This is a genomic window from Streptomyces sp. NPDC026575 (genome assembly GCF_055567415.1).
Genome location: NZ_JBVHQM010000003.1, coordinates 268,738 through 292,169, shown reverse-complemented (window position 1 = coordinate 292,169; position 23,432 = coordinate 268,738). Strand labels below are relative to the sequence as shown.

General features: G+C 75.5%; 1 protein-coding gene (running past one end of the window). It reads right to left on the bottom strand.

Annotation, left to right across the window (positions count from 1 at the left end; translation table 11 throughout):
• On the bottom strand, window positions 1-23,432 hold the 5' portion of the coding sequence (locus ACZ4NB_RS05555) for an SDR family NAD(P)-dependent oxidoreductase (protein WP_467658485.1). It extends 823 nt beyond the left edge of the window; 23,432 of the gene's 24,255 nt are visible here — the first part of the coding sequence; the start codon lies at window positions 23,430-23,432; its stop codon lies off the left edge, out of view.

Genomic DNA, 23,432 nt, shown 5'->3' with positions numbered 1-23,432 from the left:
TGGACCGCGGCGGCGCGCGCCATCTCCAGGTAGGCCGCCGCCGGCAGCACCGGTACGGCGGCGTCCGCGGGGCCGTCGGAGGCGGTGGGCCGGCCGCCGGGCCGCCAGGTGGAGACCGTGTCCATCACCTGGGCGCGTACGCGGTGGTCGGTGAGGTAGAACTCGCGGCCGGTGAAGTGCGAGGTGTAGCGGGTCCCGTCGAGATCCGAGGTGTTGGTGTGCACCAGCGGGTGCAGTGCCGCCGGCTGGGTGCCGCTCGCGGGCCGCGTGGTGTCGACCCAGTAGCGCCGGAGGCGGAAGGGGTAGGTCGGCAGGGCGATCCGGCGCGGGCGGCGCCCGGTGTGCAGGCGGTCCCAGTCGACGGGGGCGCCGTCGGCCCAGGCCCGGAGCAGACGGGTCCACTCGGGCCGGTCCGCGGCGGAGCGGTCGTCGTGCGGGCCGAACCCGGCCGGTGCGTCCGGCAGGTCGACGCCGCGCGGGACCGTGCCGCGGAAGACGCCGGCGACGGGCTCGCCGCGCAGCCAGGACTCCAGTGCCTCCCGCAGTTCGCCGGTCGTGCGGGCCAGGCAGGCCAGGCGCTCGGTCATGGGCGTGCGCCCGGTCTGCGCGGTGTAGGCGATCGAGGCCATGTCGGTGTCGGCGTAGTCGCCGCGGCGCAGCGCCTCCACCCAGCGCTCGGCGAGTGCGCACAGCACGTCGGGGTGGCTCGCCGACAGCACGACGGGGACCGGTGCGGTGGGCCCCGGGTCCGGCTCGGGTGCCGTGCGCGGCACGTACTCCTCAAGGACGACATGGGCGTTGACGCCGCCGAAGCCGAACGAGCTGACGCCGGCCCGGCGCGGCAGTTCACGGCCCTCCGCATCGTGCGGGGCGGGCCACGGCTGCTGCTCGCGCACCAGGCGGAACGGGCTGCCGTCGAGGTCGATGTACGGGTTGACGGTGTCGCAGTGCAGGCTCTTGACCAGAGTGCGGTGCCGCATCTGGAGCAGCACCTTGATCACACCGGCGACGCCCGCGGCCAGTTCGAGGTGACCGATGTTGGTCTTCACCGAGCCGACACCGCAGTGGGCCTCCTCGACCACCGCGCCCCGCTCCTCGTACAGCTCGCGGAACGCCGCCTTGAGCCCGTTGATCTCCACCGGGTCGCCGAGCTTGGTGCCGGTGCCGTGCGCCTCGATGTAACCGACCGTCCGCGGGTCGATCCCGGCCTTGCCGTATGCCTCCTTCAGGAGGGCGGCCTGGGCCTTGGGGTTGGGCGCGGTCAGGGAGCTGCCCCGGCCGCCGTGGTTCTCGGTCGTCGCGCGGATCAGACCGTAGATATGGTCGCCGTCGCGCTCGGCCGCCGACAGGCTCTTGAGCACCAGCATCCCCACGCCCTCACCACGGGCGTAGCCGTCGGCGCGGTCGGAGAAGGTCTTGCAGCGGCCCTCGGGGCTCAGCATGCCCGCCTTGGAGATGCTGATGTGCCCGTCGACGCTGACCATCGTGTTGACGCCGCCGGCGATGGCCAGGTCCGACTGGCCGTCGCGGAGGGCCTGGACGGCCCGGTGCAGGGCGACGAGCGCGCTCGAACAGGCCGTGTCGACGGGCTCGCTGGGGCCGTGCAGGTCGAGGAAGTAGCTCATCCGGTTCGGGCCCATCGAGGGGGCCGCGCCGGTGATGTCGTACCCCTCGATCACCGGTGAGTACCGGGTGACCAGGGTGCTGTAGCCGGTGCTGGTGGTGCCGGCGATGAGGGCGGTGTTCGTGCCGGCGAGGGCGCCCGCCGAGTATCCGGCGTCCTCCAGCGCCTTCCACACGTACAGCATCAGGAGCCGCTGCTGCGGGTCCATCAGCTCCGCTTCCTTGGGGGAGATGTCGAAGAACAGCGGGTCGAAGTCGCCGACGCCGTCCATGAAGCCGCCGGACGTCACATGGGAGGTGTTGGGCTCCCTGACGGGGTCGCCGTAGTGGGCGCGCCAGTCCCAGCGGTCGGCGGGGACCTCACGGGTGCAGTCGCGGCCCGCGCTGAGGTTCTCCCAGAACGCGTCGAGGTCGTCGGCCATCGGGAAGCGGCCGCTGATGCCGATGACGGCGATCGGCTCGTTGTCGGGCGTCTGCGTACGGGACGTGCCGGCGCCGGCCGTCACGGGCTCCGGGGCGGCGGGGGCCGCCGCGGGCTCCGGGGCGGCAGGGCCCGCCGCGGGCGGTGCCGACTGCTGTGCCGCGGTGGCGGCGACGCGGTCGGCGTGGTGGTCGAGGAGGTGGTCGACCACCCCGTCCAGGGTGGGGTTCTCGAAGAACAGGGTCGGGGCCAGCGAGAGCCCGAACTCGGCGTTGAGCTCGTTGGCGAAGCCGATGAACGACAGGGAGTCGAAGCCGTAGCGGGTCATCTCGGCCGCGCCGGTGATCCGTTCGGCGGGCACGTCCAGCAGGACGGACACGCGGGCGATCAGCCTCTTCAGCAGCGCCTTGTGCTGCTGCTCCCGGGCGGCCGGCGCGGCGGGCGCCGCGGCGGGCGCGGGCCCGGCGGCGCGCTCGGGCGCGGGAGCCGGCGGGAGTGTCCCGAAGCGGTCCGGATGGTTGTCGAGCAGATGGTCCACGACCTCTCCCAGGGTCAGGTGTCCGGCGAAGGGCTTGGGCGCGGGCGGGAGCCCGAACTCCGTGGTGAGGCGGGCGGCGAACGCGGTGAGCGAGACCGGGTCGAACCCGTACTCGCTCAGCTCCACCGCGCCGTCGAGCTCCTGCGACGGCACGCCCAGCACCGCGGAGGCGTGCCCGAGGGCGCGGCCGAGGACCTCGGCGTGCAGGGCGGCGCGGTCGGGTGCGATCACCGCCGGTGCGGCGTCCTCGGGCCGCGGGGCCGCGAGGAGGGTGGCGTCGATGCGGGCGCGGTCGCCGAAGACCGCCAGGACGTGCGGGTCGCCGGTGCCGAAGGCGCGTTCCAGCGCTTCCACGCCGTGCGGGGCGCGCATCGGCACCATGCCGACGCGCTCGTGCAGGCGGCGTTCGGTGGCGGCGTCGACCGTCATGCCGCCGTCGGCCCACAGGGGCCAGCCGACGACCAGGGTGCGGCCGCGGCGCTCACCGCGGGCCACCCGCTCGTGGCGGAGGCCGGCGTAGGCGTCCATGAAGGCGTTGGCCGCGGCGTAGTCGCCCTGGCCCTGGTTGCCGTAGGCCGACAGCGAGGAGAACCCGATGAAGCAGTCCAGGTCGAGGGCGGCGGTGGCCTCGTCGAGGTGGACAAGGCCGGCGACCTTGGCGGCGAGGACCTCCCGCAGCTCCGCGGCGCTCTTACGGGCCAGGTAGCCGTCGCGAACCACACCGGCGGTGTGCACGACGCCGTCGAGGCGGCCGTGCTCGGCGACGATGTCCTGTACGCAGGCGGTCACGGCGTCGCGTGCGGCGACGTCCAGCACCCGGTAGGCGGCCGTCGCCCCCAATTCGCCCAGTTCACGCAGGAGTTCACGCTGGGCGGGGCCTTCCGGCGAGCGCCCGCAGAGCACCAGGGCGGCGCCGGGCGCCTGCCGGGCGATCTCGCGGGCGAACAGCGCGCCGAGCCCGCCGGCTCCCCCGGTGAGGAGGTAGACACCGCCGGCCTTCCACGGGCGGACCGGCCGGGTGTCCTCGACAGCGGTCCACTGCGGCACCCGGCGCTGCCCGCCGGAGTACCGCACGGCCTCGTCGCCGGGGCTCGCCGCGTCCTGGCGCAGACGCGCGCACAGCATGGCGGTGTCGACCGGCGTCGGCACCTCGACGAGCTGGGTCAGCAGCCTGGGGTGCTCCATGCGGGCGGTGCGCAGCAGGCCGCCCAGGCCCGCGAGGACCCGGTCGTCGCCGTCGGCGGGCACGACCACCTGCAGCAGGACCTGCCCGTCGCGGGTGGCCGGGACGAGCTGCTGGAGGCGGGCCAGCACCGTCTCGGCCTGGCGGGTGAAGCGCCGGGCCACGTCGCCGTCCTCGGGCAGCGCGGTGCAGGGCACGCCGAGCGCGTCCCGGACGGCGTCGGGGTCGGTCCCGGCGAGCGAGCCGAGCAGCACCTCGTGCCGCTCCGGCGGACGCGCCGCGCGGGCGGGCTCGGCCGGGCGCCAGCCGGCGCGCATCAGGGTGAGGGCGGCGTCCCCGGTGTCGCCGCGCCGGGTGCCGCCGTCCGCGGTGCGGTCGCCGCCGGCCGGGTCGTCACCGGCGGCCAGGACGCGGGCGGTGAACCCGAGCAGGCGGACGCACACCGCCCCCTCGTCGTCGCACAGTTCGATGTCGATACGGCGTACGGCTCCGCCGCGGTCGCCCGCCGCGGGCCGCACCACGGCCCATCCGTCGGCCGGGCCGGGGGCGAGCAGCTGCACCTCCTCCACGACGAAGGGCAGCGCCGCCGCCACGGTGTCGGTGTCCTCGGCCAGCGACAGGCCCAAGGTGGCCTGTACGGCGGCGTCGAGCAGCGAGGGGTGCAGGTCCCAGCCGGCGCCGTCCCGGGCGGCCGGCGGCAGGCTCAGGCGGGCGACGGCGAGCCCGGCGCCGACGTGGAGCCGCCGGATGCCCCGCATGGCCGGGCCGTAGCCGATGCCCATGCGGTCGAAGAGCCGGTAGCAGTCGTCGTGTTCGACGGTGCGCAGATCGCACCGGGCGCGCAGCGCGGCGATGTCCAGGCGCGCGGGTGACGGCGGCGCCCACCGCTCGATGCGTCCCTGCCCGTGGACCACGGGCCCTTCGCCGCCGGACGCCGTGGTGATCTCGTAGCCGAAGGCGCCGTCGCCGCCCGGCCGCAGCGTGATCTCGACCGGGGTCGGGCCGGTGACCGTCGCGGGGCGCGACCAGACGACGTTGCGCAGGCGGGCGCCGGCGGGGTCGACGCCCTCGGCACGGGCCGCCGCGTACGCCAGCTCCAGATAGGCCACGCCGGGGAGCACCGGCACCCCGCGCACCCGGTGGTCGTCGAGGAAGAACTCACGGCCCGTCAGCTCCACGGCGAAGGACGGCGATCCGGGATCGCGGTCCAGCCGGCGGCCCGCCAGCGGCGACGGGGCGGTGACCGGAGCGGGGGCGCCCATCGGGGCGGGGGCCGGGGGCGCGGCGGGTACCTCCGGGCGCGATCCGACCCAGTAGCGCTCGCCCGCGAACGGGTAGGCCGGGAGGGACACGATCCGGAAGCCGCCGTCGCCGAAGAGCGGGGCGAAGCGCAGGTCTTGGCCCTGGGCGAAGAGTTCGGCCAGCTCGGTGAGGCCGTCGTGGCGGTCGGGCCCGGCCATCAGGAGGTCGGCGCGGGCGGCGGCCGCGGGGTCCTGGCGGCGGTGCCCGTCGGGCGCCTCACCGGTGACCACGTGCGCGGCCCGGCCGTCGCGCAGCCAGGTCCGCAGGGCGGCGATGAGCTGCTCGCGGTCGGTGGCCACGCCCGCCCAGCGGTGGCTGCAGTGGCGGCGGCCGGTGGCCAGGGTGTAGGCCATATCGCCCAGGTCCAGGTCCTCGTGGGTGAGGACGTGCTCCAGCAGGCGCTCGGCCTGGGCGCGGCGGCCGGCGTCGTCCTGCGCCGACAGGACGATCAGCCAGGCCCGCCGCGGGGCGTGCCCGGCGGTCCGCACGGCCGGGGCCTGTTCGATCAGCGCGTGCGCGTTGGTGCCCGCGGCGCCGAACGAGCTGACGCCGGCGCGGCGCGGACCGTCGGCGGGCGCCGGCCACGGGCGCAGCTCGGTGTTGACGTAGAAGGGGCTGCCCGCCAGCGTGATCGCCGGATTGGCCCGGCGGAAGTGCAGCGACGGCGGCAGCTGCTCGTTCCGCAGCGCGAGCAGCACCTTGATGACGCCGGCCACGCCCGCGGCGAACTGGGTGTGCCCCAGGTTGGTCTTGACCGACCCCAGGGCGCAGCCGCCCTCGGGCGCGTCACCGAACGCGGCGCGCAGCGCCTCGAACTCGATGGGGTCGCCCAGCGGTGTGCCGGTCCCGTGCGCCTCGATCAGCTGGATGCCGGCGGGGTCGACGCCGGCGCGCTCGTGGACGCCGCGCAGGAGGCGCTCCTGCGATCCGGCGCTGGGCGCGGTGAGCCCGTTGGTGGTGCCGTCCTGGTTCATGCCGGAGCCGCGGATCACCCCGTAGACCTGGTCGCCGTCGCGCAGTGCGTCGGCGAGCCGCTTGAGCACGACCACGCCGGCGCCCTCCCCCGGCACGAAGCCGTCGGCGCGCTCGTCGAAGGTGTGGCAGCGGCCGCGGGCGGACAGCATGTTCGCCCGCACGGCGGACCGGTAGAAGATCGGCGTGGACTGGACGAAGACCCCGCCCGCCAGCGCCATGGAGGTGTTGCCCAGGCGGAGGTCCTGGCACGCCTGGTGGACGGCCACCAGTGAGCTGGAGCAGGCGGTGTCGACCGACAGCGCGGCCCCTTGCAGGTCGAGGAAGTAGGAGATCCGCGAGGCGATGACCGAGGAGATGTTGCCCCACAGGGTCTGCGGTGGCGCGTCGTCGCCGATCAGCTGCTGGTAGTCGCTGGGCGAGCCGCCGACGTAGACGCCGCAGCCGCGGCCGTCGAGCCGTTCACCGGCGTAGCCCGCGTCCTCCAGGGCGTGCCAGCACTCCTCCAGGAAGATGCGCTGCTGCGGGTCGGTGTGGGTGGCCTCCTTGCCGGACATGCGGAAGAACCAGGCGTCGAAGCGCTCGATGTCGTCGACGAAGCTGCCGTACTGGCGCTCGGCGCCCGCGCCCAGCTCCTTGGCCAGGTCCCAGCGGGTGACCTCGCCGACCAGGTCGTCGCCCGCGGCGAGGTGTGCCCACAGGGCGGCCGCGTCGGGCGACTGCGCGAACCGGGCGGCGATGCCCACCACGGCGATGCCGTCGTCGTCCGGGGTGTTCGGGGCGACCGGGGCGTGCGGCTCGTCGGCGGGGGCCGCGGGGACGGAAGCCGGGGCGGTGGGCGCCGCCACGGAGGCGGCGGAAGCGACGGAGGTGACCGGAGTGACGGCCTCGGCCGACGGCTCGCGCAGGGCGCGGACGGACCGCACCTGGGGCGCGTACCGGGTGACCAGATGGTCGGTCAGCCGGTCGAGCGAGCTGTGCTCGAAGAGTGCGGTGCTCGGCAGCTCGACGGCGAAGGCGTGGTTGACCGCGGCGACGAGCTTGACGCTGAGGATCGAGTCCACGCCGTAGTCGGAGAAGGACGCCTGGGGGTCGATCTCGTCGGGCTCCATCATCAGCACGCGGGACAGCTCGGCCAGCAGCAGTTCACCGGCCTGGTACCGCACGGTCGCCTCGTCCAGCTCCGGCGTCCGCGGCGCGGGAGCCGGCCGGACGGGCTCGGGCGACGGCGCGGCGGCGGGGCCGTCGGCGGCTTCCGGGGCCGGCCGGCGCCGGCTCGGAGCGGCGGCCGTCGGCCAGTAGCTCCTGCGCTGGAACGGGTAGGTGGGCAGCGGGGTGCGGCGCACGTCGAGGCCGGCGAACAGCGGGGCGAAGTCGACCGCTTCGCCGCCGAGGTACCGGGCCCGGGCACGCTCCGGCGCGGTGTCGCCGCGCCCGTCGGCGGTGTCGCCGCGCCCGTCGGCCAGCCAGGCCGTCAGCCGATGTACGAGCGCCTCGCGGTCGGCGGCCACGAAGGCCGCGCGGTGGGCGAAGTGGTCCCGGCCGACCGCCAGCGTGTAGGCGATGTCGCCCAGGGGGGTGTCGGGGGTGCGGCGCAGGTGCGCCAGGAGGTCCTCGGCGCGGCGGTGCAGCGCCTCGGGCTGCTGGCCGGACAGGACGAACAGCAGCTCGCCCGCGGCCTGTTCGCGCTCGTCACGGTCCGGGGCGTTCTCCACGACCAGATGGCCGTTGGTGCCGCTGAAGCCGAACGCGCTCAGGGCCGCGACGCGCTTTCCCTGGCCGTTGGGCTGCCACGGCCGCAGCGTGGTGTTCACGTGGAAGGGGCTTTCGGTGAGTCGGATCGCGGGGTTGGGGTCGTGGTAGTGGAGGGACGGCGGGATCTGGCCGTGGCGCAGCGAGAGCACGACCTTGAGCAGGCTCGCCACGCCCGCGGCGGAGGTGGTGTGGCCGAGGTTGGTCTTGATCGAGCCGAGGGCGCAGGTGTCCGGGCCGCCGGCCGGGCCGAACGCGCCGACCAGGGCCTGGCATTCGATGGGGTCGCCGAGCTGGGTGCCGGTGCCGTGCGCCTCGACCATGCCGATCTCGGCCGGGTCGATGCCGAATTCGGTGTGCACCTGGCGGATCAGGCGCTCCTGCGACAGGGCGCTGGGGGCGGTGATGCCGTTGGTGGCCCCGTCCTGGTTGACGGCGGAGCCGCGGATCACGGCGTGGATGTGGTCGCCGTCGGCCAGCGCGTCGGACAGCCGGCGCAGCACCACGACGCCCACGCCCTCGCCGGGGACGAATCCGTCGGCCGCGGCGTCGAAGGTGTGGCACTTGCCGGTGGGCGAGAGCATCCCGCCGCGGCCGGCCGCCAGGTAGGTGTCCGGGGTGGTCTGGACACTGACGCCGCCCGCGAGGGCCATGTCGGTCTCGCCGGTCCACAGGCCCTGGCAGGCGAGGTGCACGGCGACCAGCGAACTGGAGCAGGCGGTGTCGACCGCGACGGCGGGGCCCTGGAGGTTGAGGTGGTAGGCGATGCGCGCCGGGACGACCGAGGGCGCGTTGCCCCAGGCCGCCTGGGCGGGCGGGGCGTCCTCGAACCACTGGGGGTAGTCGCCGCCGGTGCAGCCGGCGTAGACGCCGCACCGGCGGCCGTCCAGCGCGGAGCCCGCGTAGCCGGCGTCCTCGATGGCCGCCCACGCCTGTTCCAGGAACAGCCGCTGCTGGGGGTCGGTGTAGGTGGCTTCGAGGCCGGTCAGGTTGAAGAAGCGGGCGTCGAAGCGGTCGATGCCGTCGAGGAAGCTGCCGGCGCGGCAGGGCAGTTCGTCCTGGCTGTAGCCGGACAGGTCCCACCGTTCGACCGGGCCGACGAGGTCGCGGCCCGCGGCGAGGTGCTGCCAGAGGGCGTCGGGGTCGTCCGACTCCGCGAAGCGGCCGCTGATCCCGACGATGGCGATGGGCTCGTGCCCTTCGGGGCGGTGCGGTGCTCCGGTGGTGTCCGGTGCGGGCACCGGTGCCGGGACGGCGGGGGCCGACGCGGTGGGGGCCGACGCGGTGGGAGCCGGCGCGGTGGGAGCCGGCAGTTGCGGCCGGTGGTTCTCGGCGATGTGGGCGGCGAGCTGTGCGACGCTCCGGTAGTCGAAGATGACCGTGGTCAGCAGGTCGATCCCCAGCCCCTCGTTGAGGCGCTGGACGAACCGGGCGCCGACGATGGAGTCGAGGCCGAAGTCGGCGAACGCCTGGTCCGGGCCGATCCGGTCGGCGGGCATCCGCAGCGCGTCGGCCAGCTCGGCCAGGACCACGTCCTTGACGGTCCGGGCCGCGGCGGGGGCCGGGACCGCGGGCTCCGCCGGCGGCCGGGCCGCGGCGCCGCTCGCCTCGGGCGCTTGGGAGAGCAGCCGCGGGCTGCGGGCAAGGCCGTCGCTGTGGGCCACGACGATCTGCTGTCCGAGCGCCAGGGCGTCCCGCGCCGGATGGCCGATACCGGTGAAGCCCTCCTGCTCCAGTACGAGTTGCCAGGCCCCCGGCGACAGCGCGGGACTGCCGGGCACCCGCAGTTCGGCGTCGTCGTAGAGCCACCAGCCGTCCAGCAGGCCGAAGGTGAGGTGGTTGACGAGGTAGAAGCCGCTGATCTCGTTGAGGGCCAGCAGACCGTTGCCGCGCAGCAGCGCCTTGGCGTGCCGCAGGGCCGGGCGGATGGTGTCGGTGGCGTGCAGCACGTTGGCCGCGATGACGACGTCGAAGGCGCCGGTGTCGAGCCCCTGGAGGTGCGGGGGCCTGGCGGCGTCGAAGACGCGGTAGGTGAGGTGGTCGCGGCCCGGCCCGAAGGTGTCCTGGGCGCTCTGCAGGAATGCCTGGGACAGGTCGGTGAAGCAGTACTCGGCCAGGTCGAGTCCTTCGCGGGCGAGGCGGTCGAGCACCGGGCCGGTGGTGCCGCCGGTGCCCGCGCCGATCTCCAGCACCCGCAGCCGGGCGCCCGGGTCGGCGTCCCGGCGCGCGCGCAGGAAGGCCGCCACGTGTGCGGCGAGGACGGCGTTGAAGTGCCCGGCCACGCGGTTGTCCCGGTAGACGCCTTCGACGAGGGAGAACCCTCCCTGGGGGAACAGCACGTCGGTGGCGCGCACCCGGCCGCACAGGATGTCGGCGAGTGCGGGCAGGGTCTGGTCCAGCAGGTTCAGCGGTGCCCGCAGATCGGGGTTGGCGGCGGCCCAACGGGGCGTCTGCGCGGCCCAGTCGGCGCGGCAGGCGTCGGCGTCCCGGGCGGTCGGGCAGCCGGCGCTCCAGCGGCCCCGCTCGTCGAGCATGCCGTGCTCGGCGAGCGCGCGCAGGGTGGCCGAGAGCCACCCGTCGAACCGCGCGTCGACGCCCTGCCGCTCCTTCCACTCGGCCAGGCCGTGGCGCGGGTCGGCAAGGCCCGCCCGGCGCAGCTCGGCGGCGAGCCGGCGGAGCAGGTACGCGTCGATCTCGCCCGGGACCGGGCCCGCGTGGTAGGCGGCCAGGTCGGTGGGCAGGGCGAGGGCCGCGGCGCCGCCCCTGGCCGCCGCACCGTGCGGCTGCGGGGTCAGCGTCTCCGTGGTGAGCACCCCCTCGACGGGCAGCGGGCGGCCCAGGCGCATGAAGCCGATCTGGTGCAGCGGGCCGGCCAGGAGGCGCTCCAGCGCGCCCATCGCCGTGGCGGGGTCGATCGGGGCCAGCCCCATGGAGGTCACATCGCGCAGCAGCTCGTCGGGGACGTTGTCCCAGTAGCCCCAGTTGACGACCTTGACCCGGCAGTCCAGCGCCGCGCGCAGGGCCTCGGCGCGGGCGTCCTCGTAGGCGCAGGCCGCCGAGTAGTGCGCCTGGTGGGAGTTGCGGATGAAGCTCACCAGCGAGGAGATCAGCAGGATGAAGTCCAGGCCGCGGCCGGCGAAGACATCGGTGAAGTGCACGCAGGGGTCGACCTTGGCCGCGAGGGTGGCCTCCAGCTCGGGCTCGGTCAACCGGGCGAGCGGGGTGTGGCTGAAGACCATCGCCAGATGCACCACACCGTCGATCCGGCCGTGGCGGCGGACGACCTCGTCCCGCATGCGGGCCAGCGCGTCGGGGTCGGCGGCGTCGGCCGAGAGGTAGACCGGGCTCCGCCCGCCCGCCGCGACCCGGGCCGCCTTGGCCCGGATGTCCTCGTCCTCGGCGCGCCGGCCGACCCATACGACATGTGCGTCGTGCTGCCGTACGAGGTACTCGCTGAGCAGGACGCCGAGGTCGCCCGCGCCGCCGATCAGCACATAGACGCCGTTGCGGCGCAGTACGGGTTCGGCGGGCGGTTCGGTGGCGTCCACCGGCAGGAGCTGGCGGCGCAGCCACTGGCCGCCGCGGCGGGCGAGCGGATGGGCGCGGCGGTCGGCGGGCAGGGCGAAGACCTCGTCGACGACGAACGGTTCGCCGTCGGCCAGGTCGACCGCGCGGATGCGCCAGTGCGGCTGCTCCTTGGCCAGGCCGCCGAGCAGGCCGTGCAGGCTCGCCTGCACCGGGTCGGCGGCCCGGGAGCCGCCCGTGTCGAACGCGTCGCGGGTCACGAGGGTGAGTCCGAGCCGCTGCTCGTCGCGGGTGAGGGCGAGTGCCTTCAGCACGCGGAACATGCGCCGGATCGCCGCGCGTTGGGCGCTGATCTGCGCCTCGGCGCCGCCGTCGGCGGCCGCGGTCGGGAACTGCAGGACGAGGTGGTCGAAGTCGTCGCCCAGGCGGGCGAGTTCGTCGCGCACCTCCTCGGCGGACGAGGCGCCGGTGGTGTCCAGCACCACGGTCTCCGGGCGGCGGGCGGTCAGCTCCGCGAGGACGTCCGGTTCGAGGCCGATCGCCACGACCCGGGAGGCCGCGGACGGGTAGGGGCCGCCGCGCAGCAGCCGGGCGGGCTCCCAGACGGGGTGCAGGGTGAGGTCGCCCGCGGGCAGCTCGTAGGAGTTGGCCGGCTGGGCGGGCGGGGCGGATACGGCGGTGGTGGTCGTCACCGGCACAGCGGGCGCCGTCGCGGCCGCCACGGCGGGGCGCGGTGCGGCCGACTGCGGTGCGGCCGGCTGCCGCGCGGTGTCCCCGAACGCGGCCGGGGCCTCCGCGAGTTCCGGCAGTCCGTCGGTGTACCAGTAGCGCTCCCGGGCGAACGGGTAGCCCGGCAGGGCGACCCTGCGCGGCCCGGCTCCCTCGGTGTGGAGGCGGGCCCAGTCGACGGTCAGGCCGCTGGTCCATGCCTCGGCCAGCGGCGCCAGCTTGCCGCGCCGCGCCCAGCGCACGACCGTCTCCTGGAAGTCCTCGTCGGTCAGGAAGTCCCGGGTCGCACCGGCCCGTTCGCCGCCCGATCCGAGGTACGCGCCCGCGGGCAGCCCGCCGCCGAGCGCGCAGGCGTCCAGCGCGTCGACCAGGGCGGGCAGCGCGTCGGCGACCACGGCGAACCGCGCGGACATCGCCTCGCGGCCGACCTGGAGCGTGTAGGCGATGTCGGGCAGGTCCGCGTCGCTCCACCGCTCCGTGCGCAGCGTGTCGCGCAGCCGGCCGGCCGACTCGCGCAGCCGCTCCTCGTCGAAGGCCGACAGCACCACGACGACGGGTTCGCCGCGGTGCGCGGGCGCGTCGGGCGCGCGGTCCGTCCCGGCGGGCTCCGCCACGTACTCCTCGATCACGACATGGGCGTTGGAGCCGCCCGCGCCGAACGAGGAGAGGCCGCCGAGGCGCGGGCGGGTGCCGGTCCGCGGCCAGAGCGCGGCTTCGCGCTGCAGGACGAAGGGGCTGTCGGCGAAGTCGATCTCGGGGTTGACGCGTTCGGCGTGCAGGGACGGTAGGAGCATGCCGTGCCGCATCTGCAGCAGCAGCTTGGCCAGGCCCGCGATGCCCGCCGCGGACTCCAGGTGGCCGATGTTGGACTTCGCCGAGCCGATGGCGCAGAAGTTGCGGGCGTCGGTGAACTCGGCGAAGGCCGCGTTCAGCCCGGCGATCTCGATCGGGTCGCCCAGCGAGGTGCCGGTGCCGTGCGCCTCGATGCAGCCGATGTCCCGGGGGTCCACGCCGGCCCGGCGCCAGGCGCTGCGGATGACCGCCGCCTGCGCGAGCGGGTTCGGCACGGTGAATCCGTGGGTGTGGCCGCCGTGGTTGACGGCGGTGCCGCGGATCACGCCGAGGATGCGGTCGCCGTCGGCGACGGCGTCGGCGAGCGGGCGCAGCAGCACCGCGCCGACGCCCTCACCGGGCACATAGCCGTCGCCGCCCTCGCCGAAGCTGCGGCAGCGGCCGTCGCTGGAGGCGAACTGGCCCTCGCCGATCATCAGGTACTTGCCCGGGTGCACCGACAGGTTGACCCCGCCGGCCAGGGCGGCACCGCACTCCCCGCGCTGGAGGGCGGCGCAGGCGAGGTGGATCGCGGACAGCGCCGAGGCGCACATGGTGTCGACGGTGGCGCTGGGGCCGCTGGCGTCGAGGAAGTACGAGACGCGGTTGGCGATGGACGCCAGGCTCCCCGGGACGACGACCGGCTCGCCGCGCACGCTGTACTCGGCGCCGTAGAGCTGGTACTCGGAGTACATCGCGCCGACGAACACCCCGATGTCGCCGGCGTCCTGGCCCACCCGGGCGCCGGCCGCGGCGCGCAGGGCGTCGCGGGTGTAGCCGGCGTCCTCCAGGGTGGTGTGGGCGCACTGCAGGAACAGCCGCTCCTGCGGGTCCATCATGGACGCCGCCTTCGGCGAGATCCCGAAGAACAGCGGGTCGAACTCGTCGATCCCGTCGAGGAAGCCGCCCCACTTGCTGTACGTCCTGCCGGGCACACCGCGGCGGGCGTCGTAGTAGCGGCTGTGGTCCCAGCGGCCGGCGGGGATCTCGGTGACGCTGTCCCGGCCGGCGAGCAGGTTCTCCCAGTAGGCGTCCAGGTCGGGTGCGCCGGGGTAGCGGCCCGCCATGCCGACGATGGCGATGGGCATCTGCCGCCCGTCGCGGAGCGGCTCGGCCGGCTCGGCCGCCGGGCGGGCGGCGGAGCGGGGGGCCGGGTCCTGGGCGGTGTGCTCCGGGGCGCCGTCCGGCTCGGGTGCGGTGGCGGAGGGCTCGGTGGGTGCGGGCGCGGAGCCCTCGCCCGCCAGTCCGACCAGCGTCGCGAGCGCGTCGGGCTGGGTGCGCAGGAAGTGCCGTACGAGGCCGTCGACCGTCCGCACCTCGAAGAACAGGGTGCTGCCGACGTTGTCGAGCCCCTTGCGGACCGCCTCGGTCAGCTGGACGACCAGGATGGAGTCGATGCCGTAGCGGTCGAAGGAGACATCGGCCCGGATGTCGGCGACCGGCAGTTGCAGGGTGTCCGCGATCAGGGCGCGGAAGTGGTCGCGAGCCAGGTCCGCGAGCCGCTCGTCGTCACGCGCTCCGGTGGCGGCGTCGGTGTCGGCGGCCGAAGTCGGCGCCGGGGCGGGCGGTTGCGGCTCGGCGGGCCGGGGCCGCGCCGACGGCAGGGTGCCGCGGAAGGCGGACTCCCCGTCCGGCCGCGGCTGGCGGATCGCCCCGTCGCTCTCGGCGACGATCACCTGCTGGCCGAGGTCGTCGGCGCCCTCGGCGGCGACGAACGCCGCCCGGAAGCCGACCTCGCCGAGCACCCGCCGCCAGCTCTCCGGCGCGAGTCCCGGGGAGCCGGCGATCCGCGGCGCCGGGTCGTCGTAGAGCCACCAGCCGTCCAGCAGGCCGAACGTGAGGTGGCTGAAGAGGATGTTGTCGCTCAGCTCGTTGAGCAGCAGCAGGGCGTGCGGGCGCGCGGCGGCCTTGGCGTTGCGCAGCGTCGTGCGGATGTTGCGGGTCGCGTGCAGCACGTTGGTGGCGATCACCACGTCGTAGTCGCCGGGGGTCACCTCCTGGCCCGCCAGCGGCTGCTCGGCGTTGAAGAGCCGGGGGTCCAGGTACGGGGCGATCTCGCCGTACTCCCGCCGGGCGTGCAGCAGGAACGCCTTGGAGATGTCGGTGTAGGTGTAGGTGTCGATGTGCCCGGCCCACGGCCGCAGCCTGCGGAACACGGTGGCGCTGGTGCCGCCGGTGCCGGCGCCGATCTCCAGGATGCGCAGGCGGGCGGACGGGTCGTCGGCCAGCCGGCGTTCGAGGTAGTCGACGAGGGTGTCGGCGAGCACGTCGTTGAAGTAGTCGGCGACCGGGTTGTTCTTGTAGACGCCCTCGACCAGTTCGAGCGAGGCGTGGGGGAACATCACGTCGGTGGCCCGGCGGCGGCCGGTGAGGATGCCGGTCAGCGCGCGCAGCGTGGTGTCGACGAGGACGGCCTGGGGGCGTTTGGCGTCGTCGGCCAGCCAGGTCTGCCGCGCCCGGTCCCAGTCGGCCCAGGCGTCGTCGAGGGATCCCCTGCGGGTGTCGAGGGCGGCGTAGCCGTCCTCGCCCGCGCGGCGCAGGCGGCCCGCGTCGGCGAGTACGGCGAGGGTGTGCTCGGTCCAGCGCTGGTAGCGGTCCTCGATGCCGCCGACGGCGCGCCACTCGGCGGCGGTGGCCGCGCGGCCGTCGCGGAACAGTCCCAGGGATGCCAGCAGCGCCCAGCTGATGTCGACGAGGGCGTCCTGCATGGCGCCGGCGTGGCCGCCCGCCTGTTCGCGCAGCCGCGCGATCTCGGCGCTGCGGTCGGGGCGGTCCGCACTCAGCGCGCCGATCAGGGACGGGGTGGTGGCGGCCGGGTGGGTGAGGGCGTCGGCGTCGTGGAGTCCGTCGATGCTGCGGGTGTCGGTGGCCTTGAGCAGTGCCAACTGCGGGTACGGGGAGGCCAGCAGGGCGTCGAAGGCGGCCATGCCCTCGTCCGGTTCGATCGAGCCCAGGCCGAGCGCCGCCATGCGTCGGCGGTAGCCGTCGGCGGTGACGACGCCGACGCCGGCCCAGTAGCCCCAGTTCATGACCTTGACCGGGCAGTCGAGCCGGGTGGCCAGGTGCTCGGCGTAGGCGTCGGCGAAGGTGCAGCCCGCCGCGTAGTTGGCCTGGCCGGGAGCCTTGAAGAATGCCTGCATGGAGGAGAAGTACGCGAGGAACGCCAGCGGCTGGCCGGCGAAGGCGTCGGCGAGGTTCACCGCGATGTCGGCCTTGGCGGCGTAGGTCGTGCAAAACCGCTCCTCGTCCATCCGGGCCAGGGTCTGGTCGCCGAGGACGATCGCGGTGTGCAGGACGCCGCGCACGGGTCCGTGCCGCCGCACGATCTCGTCGCGGGCGCGGCGCAGCGCGTCGGGGTCGGTGGCGTCGGCCTGGATGTAGTCCGGTGCGGGGCCGTGCGCCGCCAGTGCCTCCTGCCGGGCGGCGATATCGGCGTCCAGGGGGCGGCGGCCGATCCAGACGACCCGGGCGCCGTGCCGACGCATCATGTGCTCGGTCCACACGGTGCCGATGCCGCCGGCGCCGCCGACGGCCACGAGCACACTGCCGGGTGCGAGCGGGGCGGCCGCGGCGCCGGGCTCGTACGTCTCCAGCAGGCGCGGGCGGTACCACTCGCCGTGCCGGTGGGCCAGGGTCTCGCCGCGGGGGTCGGCGGGCAGTTCCAGCAGTGCCGGCCACGGCACCGGGGCGTCCGCTGCGACGTCGGCGACGCGGAGGTGCCAGTGCGGGTACTCCTTGGCCAGGGTCCCGGCGAGGCCGTGCACACCGGCGTGGGCGGGGTCGCAGCCGGTGTCGCCCGGCAGTCGGCGCGCCTGTCGGGTGACCAGGGTCAGGCCCAGTTCACGGGCGTCGGCGCCATCGGCCAGGAGCGCCTTGACCAGGCGGAAGACGGCGAGGGGGGCGTCGTACCGCGCCCCGGCCGGATCGCCGGTGGCGCCGGCCGGAGCGAGCCAGAAGACATGCTCGGCGCCGGCGGGCAGCCGCGCGGCCAGCCGGTCGGCCGGCTCGTCGGCGCGGGCGTCCAGGACGGTGGCGTCGGGGTAGCGGCGGCGCAGTCCGTCCTGTTCCTCGGCGGTGCCGCCGAGCAGCACGACGCGGGTGTGCGGCGCGGGCCACAGTGCAGCGGGGGCGGCGGGCAGCGCGTCCCACACCGGCGCCAGCAGCGTCGCGCGCGGGGCCTCGCCGGTCGGGGCGGTCATCCGGCGGAACGCGTAACCGCGCAGGCTCACGCAGAGCCGTCCGTCGTCGTCGTACACGTCGATGTCGACCTTCGTCACGTCCTGATCGGCGGCGGGGGCGTAGCCCTCGGTGTGGCGCAGATGGGCCCACATGCGCTCGGTGGTGGGGGCGAGGAGGTCGGCGGCGTCCAGGGCGAACGGCAGCGCGGGCGCGCCGGGTTGTTCGTCGAGCGTGCCGGTGGCGTCGCCGTAGAGGCCGACGACGGCCTGGACGGCGCTGTCCAGCAGCGCGGGGTGCAGCGCGAGGGTGCCGTCGCGGGCGCCTTCGGGCAGTACGAGCCGGGCCAGCACCTCGCCGTCGCCGACGGCCAGGGTGTCGATGGCGCGCAGGCGCGCTCCATGGCGGATGCCGACGGCGTCCAGTGCCGCCCGTACCTGGCCGTGCGACAGGGTGCGGCGGCCGCAGCGGGCCCGCAGGGCGTCCAGGTGCGCCGGCTGCGGGGAGCCGGGCGCGGCGGTGCGGCCCTGGGCGTGCACGGCCGAGTCCTCGCGCAGGACCCGGAAGGCGTCGCCGTCCAGATCGACGCGCAGTTCGGCGCCGCCGTCCCCGACGGGGAACGGCTCGGGCCACACCACGTCGCGCAGGCCGACCGGTGCGAAGGAGCCGCCGGTCACGGCGCGGCGGGCGACCTCCAGCGCGAGCACGCCGGGCAGTACGGCCCGGCCGCCCACGTGGTGGTCGGCCAGGAAGAACTCCTCGCCGTCGAGCCGCAGGCGGTAGGCGGCCCCGTCGGTGCCCTCGGGCGCCCGGCCGTCCCGGGTGCCGGTGGCGCCGGTGCCGGTATCGGTATCGGTATCAGCCCAGTAGCGCTGCCGCTCGAACGGGTAGGTCGGCAGCGGTACTTGGCGGCGCGAGGCGGGCGCGAAGCTGTCGGCGAACCGGTCGGCCTCGCCCCGGACGTAGGCCGCGGCCAGCGCGGCCGGGGCCAGGGCGCGGACACCGCCGACGGGGCGGGGGTCCGCGGCGGTCTCCCCCTGCAGCACCGTGTCGCCGGCGGTCCCGGACAGCCAGCGGCGCAGGCGGGCCGCCAGGTCGGGCAGGCCGGTGGCGACGACGGCCAGTCGGTGCGCGAAGTGGCCGCGTCCCGCGGCGAGGCTGTAGGCGACGGCGTCGGCGGGCAGGCCGGGTTCGCGGTCGAGGTGGGCGAGCAGCCGTTCGGCGACGGCTCGCAGGGCGGCCGGGGTGCGGGCCGACAGCAGGAAGGCGTGCTCCCCGCCCGCGCCGGTGGCCTGGGGGACCGGGTGCTCCTCCAGTACGACGTGCGCGTTGGTGCCGCTGGCTCCGAAGGAGCTGACGGCCGCCCGGCGCGGGCCGCGGGCGGGCTCGGCCCAGGGCTGCGCGGTGGTGGTGACGGTGAACGGGCTGCCGTCGAGCACGACGGCCCGGTTGGCCTCCTGGAAGTGCAGCGACGGCGGGATCTGCCGGTGCCGCAGGGCCAGCAGCGCCTTGATGACGCCCGCGATGCCGGCCGCGAACTGCGTGTGCCCGATGTTGGTCTTGATCGATCCCAGCACGGCGCTGCCGGCCGGGGCGCCCTCGAACGCGCGGGTCAGCGCGCGGAATTCGATCGGGTCGCCGAGCTGGGTGCCCGTGCCGTGGGCCTCGACGAGCTGGATGCCGCCGGGCTCGATCCCGCATGCGGTGTGCACCTCGCGCAGCAGCTGTTCCTGCGAGGCGGCGCTGGGGGCGGTGATGCCGTTGGTGGTGCCGTCCTGGTTGATGCCGGTGCCGCGGACGATGCCGTAGATGTGGTCGCCGTCGCGGCGGGCGTCGGCGAGCCGCTTGAGGACGACCGCGCCCGCGCCCTCGCCGGGGACGAAGCCGTCGGCGCGGGCGTCGAAGCTGTGGCAGCGGCCGCTGGGCGAGAGCATGCCCGCGCGCGTCGCCGACTCGTACAGCCGCGGCGTGGTCTGGATGAACACCCCGCCCGCGAGGGCCATATCGGCGTCGCCGGAGAGCAGGTCGCGGCAGGCGAGGTGCAGCGAGACCAGGGAGCTGGAGCAGGAGGTGTCGGTGGTGAGGGCGGGGCCCTTGAGATCGAGGTGGTAGGCGATCCGGGAGGCGACGACCGAGCCCATGGTGCCCCACAGGGCCTGCGCGGGCGGGCGGGCGGCCAGGTGGTCGTGGTAGTCCCCGGCGTAACAGCCCACGTAGACACCGCAGTTGCGGTGGGTCAGGCGTTCACCGGTGTAGCCGGCGTCCTCCAGGGCGTTCCAGCACTGTTCGAGGAAGATCCGCTGCTGGGGGTCCATGGCGGCGGCCTCGACGCCGGAGACGGCGAAGAACACCGGGTCGAACTGGTCGATGCCGCGGACGAAGCCCCCGGCGCGGCAGGCCACGTCCGCGCCGAGCGGCCAGCGGGTCACCGGTTCGACGAGGTCGCGGCCGGCCATCAGGTGGTCCCACAGGGCGCGCGGGTCCTCGGCGTCGGCGTAGCGGGCGGCCATCCCGACGACGGCGACGGCGTCGTCGTCCGGCGTCGCGGCGGCCGGGGAGGCCGCTGGGCGCGGCGCGTCACCGCGGGTGGCGACGAGGAACGCGTGCAGGCGCTCGACGGTTCCGTGGTCGAACAGGTCGGTCGTCTCCAGCGCGGTGCCCAGGGCCGTGTTGAGCGTGTGGACCAGGTTCACGCCGAGGATGGAGTCCAGGCCGTAGTCGGCGAAGGGGCGGCGGCGCTCGATCTCGGCGACCGGCATCTGCAGGGCTTCGGCCAGCGCGTCGAGCAGGACGCGCTCGATGTCGGCGGTCCCGGCCGCCGCCGTGCCGGACGGGGCCGTGGCCGGCGTCGTCTCCGGCTGCCCGCCGCCGACCGGGCCGTACCAGAACCGCCGTCCGGCGAAGGGGTAGGCGGGCAGATGGACCCGCGCGGGCGGCTCGGCGCCGGTGTGCAGGCGGGCCCAGTCGAGCGGCATGCCCTTGGCCCAGAAGGCGGCCAGGTCCCGCCAGTCGCCGCGACCGATCCAGCGGGCGACGAGCTCGCGCAGTTCGTCCTTCTCCGCCAGGGCGGCCAGGGTCTCGCGGGTGGCCCGGACGCGGCCGCGGGACCAGGGGCCCTCGGCGTCGGCGTCGGGGGCGGAGTCGGGGGCGGCGAGGAAGGCGGCCAGCTGGTCGAGCCACTCCTGCGGGGTGCTCGCGACGAAGCACACCCGCTCGTCCATCTCCTCGCGGCCGGTCTGGAGGGTGGCCGCGACGGCGGGCAGGTCCACGGGGGCCCCGGAGCGCAGCAGTCCGGCGAGCTGTCCGGCCCGTGCGCGCAGGTCCTCGGTGGTCCGGGCGGACAGCGGCAGCAGCACCGGCCGCGCGGACGGGGCGGATGCGGCGGGTACGGGCGTCGTGCCCCGGTACTCGGCGACGATGACATGGGCGTTGGCGCCGCCCGCGCCGAACGAGGAGATCCCGGCCATCCGCGGGCCGCCGTCCGCGGGCCGCGGCCAGGGGGCCACGCCGGTCTGCAGGGCGAACGGGGTGGCCGCGAAGTCGATGTCGGGGTTGGTCCGCTCGACGTGCAGGGTGGGCGCGAACTCGCCGTGCCGCAGCTGCAGTACGGCCTTGGTCAGGCCCGCGATGCCCGCGGCGGCCTCCAGGTGGCCGATGTTCGACTTGACCGAGCCGAGGGCGCAGGCGCCGCGCTCGCCGGTGTCGGGCGCGAATGCCTGGGTCAGACCGTCGATCTCGACGGGGTCGCCGAGCCGGGTGCCGGTGCCGTGCGCCTCGACGTAGCCGATGTCGGCGGCGGACACCCCGGCGCGGTCGAGGGCGTCGCGGATCAGCGCGGCCTGTGCGCGCGGGTTGGGCACGGTGTAGCCGTTGGTGCGCCCGCCGTGGTTGATGGCGGAGCCGACGATCACCGCGTGGACGGGGTCGCCGTCGGCCTCGGCCGCGGCCAGCGGCTTGAGCAGCACCGCGCCGACACCCTCGCCGGGCAGGAACCCGTCGCCGCCCGCGCCGAAGCTGCGGCAGTGCCCGTCGGTGGCGAGCATCCGGGAGCGGCTCAGCTCGACGTACGAGGAGGGGTGCAGGTAGAGGTTGACGCCGCCGGCGATGGCCAGCTCGCACGCGCCGTGCCGCAGATGCTCGCACGCCTCGTGGATCGCGGTCAGCGACGACGAGCACATGGTGTCGATCGGCATGCTCGGGCCGCGCAGGTCCAGCAGGTACGACACCCGGTTGGCCAGCGAGCCGAAGGACGTGCGGGGCGCGGGCGGCAGCCCGTCGGTGGCCGGCGGGCGGTGGCGGTCGAAGCCGGTCTTGGTGATCCCGGCGAAGACGCCGACCGACGAGCCGTGCCGCTCGGCGAGGCGGCGCCGGGTGTATCCGGCGTCCTCCAGCACCGACCAGGCGCTCTCGACGAACAGCCGTTCCTGCGGGTCCATGTCGGCGGCGTCGCGCGGCGCGATCCCGAAGAACGCGGCGTCGAACCGCGCGAAGTCGTCGAGGAAGGCGCCCCACTTGCTGTAGCTGGCGCCCCGCTCCACGGCCCGCTGCGGGTCCGGTTCGAAGAAGCCGTCCAGCGACCAGCGCTCGGCGGGGATCTCGCGGACGCTCTCGCGGCCCGCGCGCAGGTTCTCCCAGAACGCCTCCGGGGTCGCCGCACCCGGGTAGCGGCCGCTGAGGCCGATGATGGCGATCGGCTCGTCCGCGCCGACCGGACGCGGCGTCCGCGCCGCGCGGGCTGCTCGGGGGCGCACCGGTGCGGCGGCCTCGTCGGCCCGCGCCGTGCCCGGTGCGTCGGTCGCGGCCGCCGCCTCCGGTGCGGTGGCCGCCCCCGCCGCGTCGTCGAGCCAGCGGCGGCAGCCGTCCGCGTGCCGCTCCGCGAGGTGGCCGGCCAGGTCGTTCAGCGTCGGGTACTGGTAGAGCACCGTCTTGGGCAGGGCGCCGAACCACCGCGCGAAGTCGCGGTTGAGCCGGGTCACGGCCAGCGAGTCGATGCCGAAGCCGTCGAGCGGCGCGGCCGCGTCGAGCCGGGCGGCGTCCAGCCGCACCGTCCGGGCGATCAGCTCCTTCAGCAGCGGCAGTACGCGTGCCCGCAGCGACGCCGGCTCTGTCGGCGTCTGCGTCTGCGTCTGCGTCGTCTCCGCCGCCTGCGGGGCTTCCGCGTCCACTGCGCTCTCCTCGTCCATGACCAGTAGGTGTGGTGTGCCGAGCGCCAGTGCGCCGTGCAGGGCCCGCAGCGCCGTGTCCGTTGCCAGGGGGCGTCCGAAGCGGGCGGTGAGCGCGGGCAGTTCCGCGGCCGGGACGCTCATCCCGCCGTCCTGCCACAGCGGCCAGCCGATCGAGACGCTCGTGCCGTGCCGCTCGCCGGCGGCGGCCAGGTCGGCGCGGTGGGCGAGGTAGGCGTCGAGGAACCCGTTGGCGGCGGCGTAGTCGGCCTGCCCGGGGTTGCCGCGCGTCCCGGCGCCGGAGGAGAACGCCGCGAGGAAGTCCAGCGGCAGACCCCGGGTGGCCTCGTCGAGGTTCACCAGTCCGGCCACCTTCGGCGCCAGGACCCGCTGGGCGTCCTGGTGCGACTTGCGGATCACATAGTCGTCGCTGATCAGGCCGGCCGCGTGCACGACCCCGTCGAGCCTGCCGTACGTGCCCACAAGGGAGTTGACCAGGTCCGCCACGGCGGCGGCGTCGGTGACGTCCACCCGGCGGTACTCGGTGCCCGGTACCGGGCGACCCGGCTCGGCGCCCTCCGGCGAGCGTCCGCACAGCACCACCCGGGCGCCGGGGGCGCGGGTGGCGATGTCGGCGGCGACCAGCCGGCCGACGCCGCCCGCTCCCCCGCTGATCAGGTAGACGCCGTCGGTCTTCCACGGCGGGCGGGCCGCCGCGTCCGGGGCCGGGGTCCACACGCGGACCTGGCGGCGGCCGTCGGTGTGGCGTACGTGGTCCGCCTCCTGTCCGGACTCCGCCCGCAGTACGTCGGCGAGTTCCCCGCCCGACGGCCACCGCGTGAACTCGATCAGCTGGCCGTGCAGCGACGGGTCCTCCTGGGCGGCGGTGCGCAGCATGCCGAGGAGACCGGCGTAGCCGTACACAGTGCCCTCGCGGCACACGACCTGCACCGAGCGGGGGCCGCCGGCGGGCTGGTTCAGCAGCCGCTGGAGCTCGCCGAGCAGCAGGGTCGCCGCGTGCTCGTAGGCGGCGGCCGGTCCGTCGGCGCGGCTTTCCACGCGGGCGACGGACACACCGGGCAGCTGCCGGCGCAGGGCGGTGACATCCGCGTCGGGGGCGTCGCACAGCACGACCAGCCGACGGGTCGCGGGGGTCGCGGTGCGCCCTCGCACCGGTTCGTCGTGCCAGGCCGGCACACGAAGGAGGTTTCTGCTCAC